At 64.2% G+C, this 12,022-nt stretch carries 13 protein-coding genes and 1 pseudogene; 8 read left to right on the top strand and 6 right to left on the bottom strand.

The window, feature by feature from the left end; translation table 11 throughout:
• A pseudogene (locus tag AC1D34_RS25440) lies at window positions 1–153 on the top strand (IS6 family transposase); the annotation flags it as partial.
• A gap of 269 nt (window positions 154–422) precedes the next feature.
• On the opposite strand, the gene AC1D34_RS25435 reads toward AC1D34_RS25440, so the two are convergent.
• The 5 genes from AC1D34_RS25435 to AC1D34_RS25415 are packed head-to-tail and all read right to left on the bottom strand — an operon-like array spanning window position 423 to window position 4,477.
• Complete coding sequence (locus AC1D34_RS25435; protein WP_441509037.1) at window positions 423–758, bottom strand: hypothetical protein; 336 nt, start codon at window positions 756–758, stop codon at window positions 423–425.
• Window positions 758–1,645, bottom strand: a complete 888-nt coding sequence (locus AC1D34_RS25430; protein WP_441509036.1) for a DUF6772 family protein — start codon at window positions 1,643–1,645, stop codon at window positions 758–760. The genes AC1D34_RS25435 and AC1D34_RS25430 overlap by 1 nt, the downstream gene beginning before the upstream one ends.
• Before the next feature lie 2 nt (window positions 1,646–1,647).
• Entirely contained in the window at window positions 1,648–2,481 is an 834-nt protein-coding gene (locus AC1D34_RS25425) for a carbohydrate ABC transporter permease (protein WP_441509035.1), read from the bottom strand.
• Window positions 2,474–3,349, bottom strand: a complete 876-nt coding sequence (locus AC1D34_RS25420; protein WP_441509034.1) for a carbohydrate ABC transporter permease — start codon at window positions 3,347–3,349, stop codon at window positions 2,474–2,476. The genes AC1D34_RS25425 and AC1D34_RS25420 overlap by 8 nt, the downstream gene beginning before the upstream one ends.
• A 3-nt stretch (window positions 3,350–3,352) precedes the next feature.
• On the bottom strand, window positions 3,353–4,477 hold the full coding sequence (locus AC1D34_RS25415; protein ID WP_441509033.1) for a mandelate racemase/muconate lactonizing enzyme family protein: 1,125 nt from the start codon (window positions 4,475–4,477) through the stop codon (window positions 3,353–3,355).
• A gap of 95 nt (window positions 4,478–4,572) precedes the next feature.
• On the opposite strand from AC1D34_RS25415, the gene AC1D34_RS25410 reads away from it, so the two are divergent.
• The 7 genes from AC1D34_RS25410 to AC1D34_RS25380 are packed head-to-tail and all read left to right on the top strand — an operon-like array spanning window position 4,573 to window position 10,928.
• Complete coding sequence (locus AC1D34_RS25410) at window positions 4,573–5,364, top strand: FadR/GntR family transcriptional regulator (protein ID WP_441509032.1); 792 nt, start codon at window positions 4,573–4,575, stop codon at window positions 5,362–5,364.
• Entirely contained in the window at window positions 5,336–6,634 is a 1,299-nt protein-coding gene (locus AC1D34_RS25405) for an ABC transporter substrate-binding protein (protein WP_476825697.1), read from the top strand. The genes AC1D34_RS25410 and AC1D34_RS25405 overlap by 29 nt, the downstream gene beginning before the upstream one ends.
• A 9-nt stretch (window positions 6,635–6,643) precedes the next feature.
• Window positions 6,644–6,979, top strand: coding sequence for a hypothetical protein (locus AC1D34_RS25400; RefSeq protein WP_476825696.1), 336 nt, complete (start codon window positions 6,644–6,646; stop codon window positions 6,977–6,979).
• Window positions 6,979–7,941 (top strand): extracellular solute-binding protein, encoded by a 963-nt coding sequence (locus tag AC1D34_RS25395; RefSeq protein WP_476825695.1) that lies wholly within the window; start codon window positions 6,979–6,981, stop codon window positions 7,939–7,941. Before AC1D34_RS25400 ends, AC1D34_RS25395 begins: the two co-directional genes overlap by 1 nt.
• The gene (locus AC1D34_RS25390; protein ID WP_441509029.1) at window positions 7,941–8,870 is read left to right on the top strand and encodes an NAD(P)-dependent oxidoreductase; all 930 of its coding nucleotides are present in this window, start codon (window positions 7,941–7,943) and stop codon (window positions 8,868–8,870) included. Before AC1D34_RS25395 ends, AC1D34_RS25390 begins: the two co-directional genes overlap by 1 nt.
• A 25-nt stretch (window positions 8,871–8,895) precedes the next feature.
• On the top strand, window positions 8,896–10,173 hold the full coding sequence (locus AC1D34_RS25385; RefSeq protein ID WP_441509028.1) for an ABC transporter substrate-binding protein: 1,278 nt from the start codon (window positions 8,896–8,898) through the stop codon (window positions 10,171–10,173).
• Window positions 10,173–10,928, top strand: coding sequence for an SDR family NAD(P)-dependent oxidoreductase (locus tag AC1D34_RS25380; RefSeq protein WP_441509027.1), 756 nt, complete (start codon window positions 10,173–10,175; stop codon window positions 10,926–10,928). Before AC1D34_RS25385 ends, AC1D34_RS25380 begins: the two co-directional genes overlap by 1 nt.
• A gap of 741 nt (window positions 10,929–11,669) precedes the next feature.
• Here the strand turns inward: AC1D34_RS25380 and AC1D34_RS25375 are convergent.
• Window positions 11,670–11,954: a cupin domain-containing protein gene (locus AC1D34_RS25375; protein WP_476825694.1), complete on the bottom strand. Its 285-nt coding sequence runs from the start codon at window positions 11,952–11,954 to the stop codon at window positions 11,670–11,672.
• Window positions 11,955–12,022: the final 68 nt, after the last annotated feature.

Below are 12,022 nucleotides of genomic sequence, written 5' to 3'. Positions count from 1 at the left end.
GATCGATGCTTGGCTTCACATCATTCAAAAGCGCCGCTGCAACCCTGGCCGGTATCGAGATGGTTCACATGATGCGCAGGCGACAGGCCAGATACGCCTACAATCCAAAACCCGTCCATCGCAGAGCAGTTTGAGATTATCGCAGCGGCGTGAAATGGCACGAACGACCAAATTCTATGGCGCCGCGGGAATTTGCAACAGAACCCCTGCAAGTCCGTCGCGCGCGAAACCAGCGCAGGCCAATTTCGACGCCATGCTCGCACCCATCGCGCCTGACAGTGGGTGTTTCACAGATGGTTAGCAAAGCCGCCTGTGATTTGGCGACTTTGCTAGATGGCGTTCTATGCTATAAAGCATTAGGTAGTAACCCAATTCACGCGTTTCTCATCAATCACAATATTGCTTGCTGCGCAATTGTATCTTTAAGCTTTCAAATGAAATGTCACCAACACTGCAATCTCGACGCCTTCCTGTAGCGTCACGGCCACGCGTAGGAAATTCCCGAAATGGGCGACTCGCTGGAATGTCACCGCATCTTTCGCCGCCGGCAGCTCGAATTCCGAGCCTTCCGGCGCCCAATGCATCCCGTCCGCCGAAATCTCGATGCGCGCTTTCGGCAGCGCTCCGATAGGCTCTTTCAACGCCCGAACGAAGACGACAACCTCCTTGGCCCAGCCGGCTTCGTAAGGCTCCGTCGCGCTGTCTCCGGTCCAGATCTCGTTGCGGGCGACGACGGCAGTGAGGTTTTCAGGCAGCATTAGAAATCTCCCGAAAGGCAGACGGAGTCGAGATATGCGAAAGCGCGCTTGTCGGTGTCCGTCTCAGCGAAGAAGCAGAGGTTCAGCATGCACCAAAGATTCTTCATGGCCGGAATGCGGATTGGCTCGAAAGTCGAGAGATCAAATTTACGGTCGTTCACTTGGAATCCGGTCGCCTGCATCGTGGCGAGATCGAAATCAAATCGTAAATAGTGCCAGTTAATCTTTGTCGGAATCTCGTTGTAGCAAAGCTTCTGCTCGCCGCCGGGCAGGTCTTCCCAATCGGTTGGCGCGAGGTGGTAGTGCGAGATCGTTTTGCCGACATTGCCGATCGGTAAGATTTCAGTGGTCTTGCGCTTGAACTGCCATTTCTGGAGGTGCTTGCCGTCTTGTGCGTTGAGGAAACGTAAGTGCGGCATTACGCGCTGACCGCCTGCTCCGGCCTGATCGCCCACCTGGAGGTCGTAAAGGAAGCCGAAGGAGCGGACATCTGTCTCCATCAGCTGCAGCTCGTTAGCCTCGGGCTTGAAGGTGAAATAACACTCCATCCGGATCGGGCCGGCCTTGCGGAAGGTCAGGCGCTTCAGTGTGACGTTCTGCGCGCCCGCCCTAGCCCTTGTCGCGAGCTTCAGCGCATAGGAGCCATCGACGCCGCCATGCGAGCCAAAGTCCCAATTGGGCAGTGTCGAAAGCATCGCATGCGAGTGCTGGGCGTAGCCGGGGAGCATCTGGTCGAGCGAGATCTCGTAATTGCCGACGAGCTGAGTCCAGCCGCACATGCCGCGATCGAAATCGTCGAGGCAGATGATGCGCGGCAGGGGGTCGAAACGACTGAGCTGCGGGTCGGCCTCGCGGATGGCGCGGCGCATATCGTCGAGTTGGGTCATGACTATCCTTTCACCGCGCCGGCCGTAAGCCCGGCGACGAGATGTTTCTGCATGAGGATGACGAAGGCGAGCACGGGCAGGAGTTGGATGGCGGAGGCGGCGAAGAGCACCCCCCATTCCACGCCCTCGACCGCGCCGATCATCTCCGCAACGACCAGAGGCGCGGTCTTGGCCCTGGTGGTGGTGAAGATGAAAGCGAAGAGGAATTCGTTCCACGCGTAGACGATGACGAAGACCGCGACCGCGAGCATGCCCTGGGCCGCCAGCGGGAAGATCACTCGCCGGATGATCTGGAATTGCGAGGCGCCGTCGATCATCGCGGATTCGTCGAGCTCGCGCGGGATCTGGTCGATGAAGGTCCGCATCACGATCGTGCCGAGCGAGACGAAGAAGGTCGCGTAGAGCAGGATCAGGATGAAATGCGTGTCGTTGAGCTTGAGCCAGTTAACCACCGGGAATAGCGGCAGCGTGATCACGATCGGCGGTATCAACCTGATGAAGATCAGGAAGAAGGCGCTCGCTTGCAGCGTCCTGCTGGCATGGCGCGAGTAGGCGTAGCCGGCGAGCAGCGAGACCGAGACGGCGAGCACGGTGGCCCCCGTGGTCACGATGAAGCTGTTCCACAGCCCGGTGAAGAAGTCGCCCCAGCGGCTCCACAGCATGGCGTAGTTCGCCAGCGTCGGCTCGAACTTGAAGCGCGAGGCGGCCGAGAAGATGTCGCGGTCGGCCTTGAAGGACGATATCACGATCAGTGTGATCGGCACCAGCGACCAGGCCGCGATGATGAGGACGCCGAGGAATTTCAACAGTGTGATGAGGGGGGAGCGCTTACGCATGCTTGCCGAACATCTCCCTGTAGAGCCCGCGCAGGTAAACCAGCGCGAGCAGGAGCGACGCGAGCACGAGCAGCCAGCCGGTGGCGGCTGCGGCGCCGAAGGAGTTGTACCGGAAGGCCTCGAGATAGAGGTAGACGGCCATCACCTCGGTGGTGCGGGCAGGCCCGCCGCCGGTCATCAGCCAGACCTCCGAGAACAGCCGGAAGGCGAAGATGTAGCGAAACAGCGCGGCGATCAGCAACGCTGGCATCAGCAGCGGCAATGTGATGCGGCGGAATGCCATCCAGCCCGAGGCGCCATCGATCGCGCCGGCCTCGTAGAGCTCGCCGGGGATGGCGAGGCGGGCGGCGTACAGGATGACGAAGCTGAAGGGCAGGTGCAGCCAGATCGAGAGGAGGCAGACCATCAGCAGGCCGTGGCTCGGATTCACCGACCATTCGATTGGCGGCAGGCCGATGGCGCCGAGAAGCTGGCTCATCATCCCGACATCGGGCTCGAACAGGTAGCGCCACATCACCACCGCCGAGACCTCGGAGACGGCATAGGGCGCGAGCACCACAGCCAGCATCAGCGCGCGCAAGGGGATGCCGGAGGCGAAGAACAGGGCCATTAGCAGGCCGAGTAGCAGCTCGACATGGACGACGACGGCAACGACGATCACCGTGTTGACCAGCGCCCGCCAGAAATAGAGGTCGCTCAGCACCTTGGCGTAGTTGGCGAGGCCGACGAAGGTGGCCGCCTGCCCGAAGGAGGACTGGTTCAGGCTGAGCCAGAACACATAGATCGCCGGCAGGAAGATGATGCCGCCGACCATCATCTGGACCGGCGAGACCAATGCGAAGGCGGTAAGGCGCGAGCGCTGCTGCATCGCTCAAGCGATCCGATGCCGCGCGAGCATGTCGCGGTCGATTTCGATACCCAGGCCCGGCCCCTGTGGAACGAGGAGCTGTCCGTCGACGAGCTGGCTGCCTTCGCCGACGACCGGATGCGTGAAGGAATCGCGCAGTGGGTTGGCGTATACCATGCACTCGAAGGTACGCAGCGTCTCGGCCGCCGCGGCCAGTTGAAGGCTGGCGGCGACGCAGATCGCACCGGACCAGCCGACATGGGGGGCATAGGCCGTGTTGAAACTCGCGGCGAGTTCAGCGATGCGCCAGGTCTCGGTGATGCCGCCCGAGCGCGAGACGTCGGGCTGGATCAGCCCGAGCGAGCGCTCCTGCAGCATCGCCAACGCCTCGGAGGCGACGTAGTCGCTCTCGCCGGCCGCAAGGCGGATCGGCAGGTGCTGGGCGAGGCGGCGATAGCCGGCACGGTCATGCGGTGCGATCGGCTCCTCGAAGAAACCATAGCCTAGATCTGCCAGCGCCCGCCCGACGACCAGCGCGTCGTCGACGTCATAGGCCCAGTTGGCATCGACATAGAGCGCGATCTCGTCGCCGGCGAGCTTGCGGATGAACTTGGCCCGCGCGATCGCGTCCTTGATGGGGTGGCCGAGCTTGACCTTGATCTCGCGGAACCCCGCCTTGAATGCAGCCGCCACCTCGCCCTCGACCGTGGCGTCGTCGAGCCAGTTGATCGAGGACGCATAGGCTGGAACGTGGGTTCGGCCCATGCCGCCGAGCAGCTTGTGGATCGGTACCCCCGCCGCTTTGCCGGCGATGTCCCAGAGCGCGATGTCGATGGCCGAGATGGCCTCGACGATCTGCCCGCCGGGCTGGCCCGAGAGCGCGCCGCGCATCAGCTTCCACAGGGCGCGCCGGTCGGCCGGGTCCTTGCCGATCAGGCGGGGGATGAACGCCTCCTCGATAAAGCGCGCATAGCCGGCTGCGCCGCGCCTGCACAGCCCCTCGCCGAAGCCCGTGAGGCCGTCGCTGGTCGTGACTTCGACGACGACGACCTCGATGGCGGGATAGTCGCCCTGCGAGGTGCGCTGGGCCTTGGCCAGCACGGCGCGCAGCGGATAGGCAACGATCTGCGAGATGCTGCGAGCCGGCATAACGATGCGTCCTCCCCAGGACGGTAACTTATCATATAGGCTGCACAGTTGCCAACTTGGCTGGCATCTGTCAATCATGTCCTTGGAGCTTGTGAATGACCGATCCCGCCGCGGCCCTTATCGAGGATGATCCGTTCGCCGACGTCGACGTCGTGCCGACGCGGCTCGGCGACGCCCTGATCCAGCGCATCACGCAGGCGATCCACGACGGCCGCCTCAAGCCCGGCGACGTGCTGCCCTCGGAAGCGCGCATGGCCGCCTCCTTCGGCGTCAGCAAGCCAATCGCGCGCGAAGCCATCCGCCAGCTCGCGGCCATGGGCGTCGTCCATATCCAGCAGGGCAAGCCGACGCGCGTGCAGGCGCTCGACGCCGCCCCTCTCGACCGCTTCTTCCGGTTTGCCGTACGCGGCAGCAAGACCGGCCTCACGGAGGCCGTCGAATTGCGCCGCGTGCTCGAGCCGCCAATCGCCCGTTACAGCGCCGAGCGTCGCTCCGAGGCGGATGTCGTCAAGCTGACCGAGATCCTGAAGCGGCTCGAGACCTCCTGGGGCGACGTGCCGCGCTGGATCGAGGCCGATCTCGACTTCCACGAGGCCATCGCCGCCTCGGCCGGCAACACCCTGCTCGACCTGCAGATCCGGGCGCTGCGCCCGTTGAACCGGGAGATCATGGAGCTGTTCAACTCGCGCAGCACCCGCAACACCGGTGACTGGCGCGAGACCTACGAGCGCCATGTTGAGGTCGTCGAGGCCATTCGCGCTGGTGACGGCGAATGGGCTGAGCGAGCCATGAGCAAGCATTTCGAAGCGGCTGAAGCCGCCATCGCGGAAATCGCGACAATCCGGGAGGAAGACAACAATGACAGCAGGGACAGGGCTGGATCGTAGGCAGGTCCTCGGGGGCTTCATCGGGCTGAGTTTCGTCGGGCTCGACAGCGTAGCCGCGCTGGCGCAGACGGCGCCGCTCAACCTCTTCGCGCATCGCGTCATGCAGACGGTCGCGACGGGGGCGCAGGGCGGCGACATCACCAAGCTCTGGTGCGACAAGAACGGCACCACGGTGCAATGGACCACCTTCGACACCGGCCCCCTGCAGGAGCGCCTATTCCGCGAGGCTAGTCTGGGCGAGACCTCGGTCGATGTTGGGTTCCTGCTCAACACCCAAGCCGTGCCGCGCGCCGCGAGCCTGTTCGAACCGCTCGACGACTTCATGAAGCGCGACCCGCTCGATGACGCCCCCGACATCTTCCCGGGSYTGATGGARGGCATGAAGGTCGGCGGCAAGCAGSTYGCSRTYCCSTTCCGSCATGCCTCSTCSGGGCTGCAYTACAACGAGGAAYTGCTGGCCGAGAAGGGCTTYWCSAARCCGCCGGCCWCGATYGAGGAAMTGGTCGAGATSGCCMGSGCCTGCACCTATCGCMGSRSCGACGGSACSGCSGTSGTSGGCCTGTGCATGCCCGGCGTSACCTACCCSAACGTSATCGATATCGCCCGCGCCTGGGATGGCGACTTCATCACGCCGAACTACAAATGCGTCGCCGACCAGCCGCCGATGTTGAACGCAATCAAGCTGCTGCGCGAGCTCTTCCAGGCCGGCGCCTTCCMGCGCAATTTCGCGACGCTCTCCACCGAGGACGTCAATGTCTGGATGCAGACCGGCCGGGCCGCGATGAGTCTGCAGAGCATGGGCCGCAACCGCATCTACAACGATCCACAGAAGTCGAAATTCCCCGGCAAGATCAAGACCATTGCCGTGCCCGCCTCGAAGGCGCTGGCCGGCAAGTACGATGCCGCCCCCGCCARGGTCGAATTCTGGGGCCTCTGCATTCCCAAGAACTCCAAGCGCAAGGACCTGGCCTGGAGCTTCATCAAGGCGATGGCCTCGAAGCAGGCGACGCTTGGCGCAGCCCTCAACGGCAACGGCCCGGTCCGCGCCTCGACCTATGCCGACGCGAGCTTCGCCGCGACCGTGCCCTATGCCGCGGAGGAGCTGAAGGTGCTCAAGGTGGCGCGCATCCCGCTGCCGGCCTTCGACGAGGCGGCCCGCGCCGGCGACCTTTTCAAGGAGGAGGCCGAGGCCGCCGTGCTCGGCATGAAGACGCCGGAGGAGGCGATGGCCTCGCTGGTCAAGCGCGTCCAGCCGCTGCTTCCGGCTTAGGGGGGTCCCATGACGAAGCTTTACCAGCCATCGCGCCGCGCGCTTCTTGCCGGGACCGCGCTCGCGCTGCCTGTTCTGGCCATGCCCGCCCTCGTTCGGGCGCAGGCCAAGTCGCTCAACATCATCAGCCACCGGGTCCACCGCAACGTCCTGACCGGCGAAGGCGGCAAGGGCGGCGACATCATCGGCGATTGGTCGAGAGCGACCGGCGCCGGCGTCAACTGGTCGACCTTCGACGTCGCGCCGTTGCATGAGCGCCTGCTGCGCGAGGCCAGCCTGGCCGAGACGAGCTTCGATCTCGGCTTCGTCGTCAACACCCTCGCCGTGCCCCGCGTGTCAGCCTGATGGAGCCGCTGGATGCGCTCCAGAAGGCCGATCCGATCGAGGATTTCGCCGGAGTTGCGCCCGGCATGGTCAAGGCTCTGAGCGTCGGCGGTTCGATCCGCGGCATCCCGTTCCGCCATGCCACGACCGGGCTGCACGTCAACGAGGCCATCCTCGCGGAGCGCAAGCTCGCGGCGGCGCCGAAGACGATCGAGGAGATGATCGAGATCGCCAAGGCGGCGACATTCACCAACGCCGCCGGCGTGCCGGTCAGCGGCTTTGCGATGGAGGGCGTCAGCTACGTCAACATGGTGACGCTGTCGCTCGCCTGGGGCGCGCCGTTCATCAGCGAGGACCTCAAGGTCATTCCCAACGAGGCCGGCATGCTGAAGACCTTCGAGGTCTTCCGCGACCTCTACGCCGCACGCGCCCTGCCGCGCAATTTCGCAACTCTCAAGCAGGACGAGGTCATTACCCAGATGCAGGCCGGGCGGGCGGCGATGTGCCATTTCGCCTTCGGCCGGTACTTCGCCTTCAACGACCCGCAGAAGAGCCAGTTTCCCGGCAAGATCAGCGCGATCGCACCGCCGGCCTCGCGCGATCTCGGCACAGGGGCCATCGTTGGCACGACAGAGTTCTGGTCCTTCGTCGTCCCGAAGAACTCGCGCAACAAGGAGCTCGCCTGGTCGCTGGTCAAGGCGATGACCGCGAAGGAGGCGGTGATCCGGGGCGCCCTCAATGGCAACGGCCCGGTCCGGGCCTCCGCCTATGACGACCAGCGCGTCAAGGATGCGGTGCCCTACGCCGCCGCCGAGGCAAAGGTCCTTGCCGTTGCCCGCCCGCCGCTGCCCGCTTTCGACCGCGCCGTCGAGGCCGGCGATGCGCTCGCGCAGGCCGTCCAGGCGGTCGCCCTTGGCCAGGTCACGCCCGAGCAGGGCGTGGCCGATCTCAAGCGCCGCGTCGAACCCATGGTGAAATCCTGATGGCTGCCACTTTGTCTCCCAACGCCAGAATCGGCTTCATCGGCATCGGCACGATGGGCCTGCCGATGGCGCTCAACGTACTGCGTGGCGGCTATCCGCTGACGGTCTTCGATCTCAGCGAGGCCGCGCTCGCCGAAGCGGAAAAGGCCGGCGCCCACCGCGCTGCGACCATCGCCGAACTCGTGCGCCAGAGCGACGTGGTCATCACCATGCTGCCCGATGCTCCCGATGTCGAGGAGACGGCGCTGGGTTCTGGCGGCATCGAGGCGAATGCTGGCCCCGGCTTGATCTATGTCGACATGAGCACGATCGATCCGGTCACCAGCCGGCGCGTCGGTGCCCGCCTCGGGGCATGTGGCATCCGGATGATCGACAGCCCCGTGGCGCGTGGCGTTGAGAACGCCCGTGCCGGCACGCTCGCTCTGATGATCGGCGGCGATCTCGCCGTCTTCCAGGAGGTCGAGCCGCTGCTGCGCCGGATGGCCGACACGATCACCCATTGCGGCGAGCTCGGCAACGGCACCGCGATGAAGCTCGTCAACAACTTCCTCTCGGCCGGCATCGTCAGCGCCATCGCCGAGGCTATGACAATCGGCCTCAAGGCGGGCCTGCCGCTCGACCTCATGGTCAGGATCAGCGGCGGCACTGGCACCAACAACGCCTGGCTGCACAAGCTGATGCCGGGCAAGGCCTTTCTGGGCGATTTCTCGCCGGGCTTCATGTCGCGCCTGGCGCGCAAGGACCAGCGCCTCGCCACCAAGCTCGCTGAAGAGATCGGCGTGCCGCTTACGCTCGGCGCTGCGGTTCTCCAATTGCTCGACGAGACGACCGAGCAATACCCGCGCGACGACTTCACGAGCATCCTGCGCCTGGTCAGTGAGCGCGCCGGCGTCGAGATCCGCCTGAGCGAACAGACCGCCGCTGCCTGAAACCGAACGTTCCGAGGTAGACACCATGCACGCCATTTCCCGACGTACCCTGCTCACCGGAACCGCCGGCGCCGCTGCGCTCGCGGCCCTTCCATCCCTGGCCCAGGCCAAGACGGTGACCGCGCTCGGTCACCGGGTCCACCAGACCTGCGCCACCACCGGTCCCGGCGGCGACGCAACGGAGGCCTGGCGCAATCAGGCCGGCGCCGGCGTCAACTGGGTCACCTTCGGCGACAACAACGCCATCCATGAGCGGCTGTTGCGCGAGGTCACGCTGGGCGAGACCTCGATTGACGTCGGCTACCTGCTCAACGGCCGCGCGGTGCCGCGCAACCTCAGGCTCTTCGAGCCACTGGACGGGTTGATGAAGGAGGCGGCGCTGGAGGCACCGGAGGACTTCGCGCCCGGCCTGGTCGCGCCGCTGAAGCTGGACGGCGCCCTGCACGGCATCCCGGTCCGCCACGCCACCAACGCACTGATCTACAACGAGGCGCTGCTGGAAGAGCGTGGCGTCCAGCTGCCGACCACGTTCGAGGAGCTGATCGAGGCGGCGCGCAAGCTCACCTTCAAGCGCGATGACGGCACGCAGGTCTATGGCCTCGCCTTCACCGCCGCCTTCGCCTCGAACTTCCTGACGCTCGCCCGCTGCCTCGGCGGCGACTACATGACGCCGGACGGCAAGCTGGTCGCCGCCGAGCCCGGCATGGTCAAGGCGCTGACAGTGCTGGCCGAGCTCTACAAGGCCGGCGTGCTGCCGCGGAACTTCGCCACGGTGAACAATGAGGAGATCACCAGCTGGATGCAGCAGGGCCGTGCCGCGATCACGATCAACCCCTTCGCGCGGCTGGTGACCTATAACGACCCGAGCAAGGGCAAATATGGCGGGCGCTTCAAATCGCTGCTGCCGCCAATGGCCGCGGACCTCGCCGGCAAGGTCGCCTTCGCTCCGACGGTCGAGTTCTGGGCGCTGATGATCCCGAAGAACGCCAAGCAGAAACCGCTGAGCTGGGAGTTGATCCGCGCCCTGTCGTCCAAGGCCGGCACCATGGCGATGGCCCTGAACGGCAACGGACCGACGCGGATCTCGACCTATGCCGAGCCGACGCTGAAGGCCGCGATGCCTTATGCGGCCGACGAGGCAGCGGCGTTGAAGGCGTCGCGCATCCATCTCCCGGCCTTCGACGAGCAGGCCCGCGCCCACGACATCTTCATCGAGGAGACGCAAGCCGCCGTGCTAGGCATCAAGCCGCCGCAGCAGGCGATGGACGACGCGGTCAAGCGCGTGAAGCCTCTTCTCGGCTGATGGCAGGGGCGCTTTCAGGACGTGTCGCGCTGGTCACCGGCGCGGCTCGCGGCATCGGACTTGCGATCGCGACGGCGCTCGCCGGTGCAGGCGCTCGCCTCGTGGTCCACGACCGCGACGACGAGGCGCTCGCGGTTGCCCGTCGGCTCGGCGATGGTGATGGCGATGTTAAGGCCGTATCGCTTATCGCTGATCTTGCCGAGCCCAATGCCGTTGAGCGAATGGTCGTTGAACTGAGAGCGCAAGCGCTCGCGCCCGACATTCTTGTGTTATGCGCCTCAACTGAAATCCGCCAGACGCTCGATAATTTGAGCGACGACGCTTTGACCATGCAGAGTGAGGTCAATCTGCACGCGACCGCACGCCTCTTGAAGGCCTTCCTGCCGGGCATGCGTGCCCAGAACTTTGGCCGTATCATCGCAATTGGATCTGTCCAGGAGATGAGGGCGAACGATGATTGTCTCTACTACGCAGCCACCAAGGCCGCGCAGACAAACATAATTTTGAATTTGGCTCGCACCACGCGGGCTGCAGACGTTACTTTCAACGTCATCCAGCCCGGTGCCATCCGTACCGACCGCAATCGCGCGATACTCGCACAACAAGGCCGCGAAAAACAAGCCATCGCGCGTATTCCGCTCGGACGAATAGGCGTTCCAGAAGATTGCGTAGGTATTGCCCTTCTGCTCTGCTTGCCAGATGGAAATTATATCAATGGTGCGGAGATCGCAGTGGACGGAGGCATGCGACTTTAGATTTTTCGACTGCACTGACGATTCGTCATACCGTGATTATCGACGAAGGTATCTTGCGCAGCGTTCTACTGATCTAATGTCTGCACCGACGGAGTTGCGGGTTAGATGCGGCCGCATCTCGGTACTGCCGGACCTGCTCGAAGAGTATGATCTGGCGTGCGAGGCGGCGGCCCATTGGTCGAAAATCTATTCGCAAGCGGGCCGCGTACGCGCGGAGGAATGCCGCGTGCTAGCCCTTGAGATCGAGCAGGAGATTGACGACGCGATGTGTGCGCAGGACTAGTCCCTAACCGCAGCCTGGTAGCAACGCCAACTCATCACGGGAAGCCGCGCTCAATCCGGTAGAGCCACCTGCACATTCCCCAAGAAAAGTGTGCGTCGTCTACCCGTGCCCGCGATAAAAAATAACGGCAGTTAGCGGCGGGGTAGTATTGCGGCCCTACAATTTCGTTGGGTGCCGCGAGGCCTCGAACGCACGCAAAGCTTCTTCGAGGGCGATCCTCTCCCGCTCGTGCACCGACCCGGATTGATGGTTCGATCCGCTTTCAGCGTCCCTAAGCCGTCGCAGGTGCTCCCGCGCAGAAACCGCTTCGGCACGAAGCTCTGGAGCTCGTCCCTTGCGGCCACACCGCAGCGACCCTGCCAGAGGCTGTTGATCCCGCATGTCTCGGGATGGTTGTGGTGCAGATGCCCTGGCTGACGCCGCAAGGGAAAATCAGCGCCTGCTGATTCTCCTGGCCTCTAAATCTGGGGCGCTGCTGGCGTAAGGCCGTGACGGCGCATGATCTCGACCATCTTGGCCCGGTCCGGTGGACCACCGGGTGCCGCGTTGGCCACTGCGAAGACCTCGCGGAAATACTCCGGTCCAATCGCGGCCGGCGTAATCACACACAGTGTCTTCGCGTCCTGACTTCCATTGTTATCAAACCGATGAACGGCGCCTCGCGGAATGCATAGTGCCTGTCCTGGCCCAACATCGATCTGCTTCCCGTCGACCGTCCAGGTCAGGACACCGTCGATGCCCATAGTGCCTGTCCTGGCCCAACATCGATCTGCTTCCCGTCGACCGTCCAGGTCAGGACACCGTCGATGCC

The sequence above is a fragment of the Allobosea sp. P1_A7 genome (assembly GCF_056406775.1).
The sequence above is the reverse complement of the archived record's forward strand: the minus strand, read 5'-3'. Positions and strand labels throughout refer to the sequence as shown.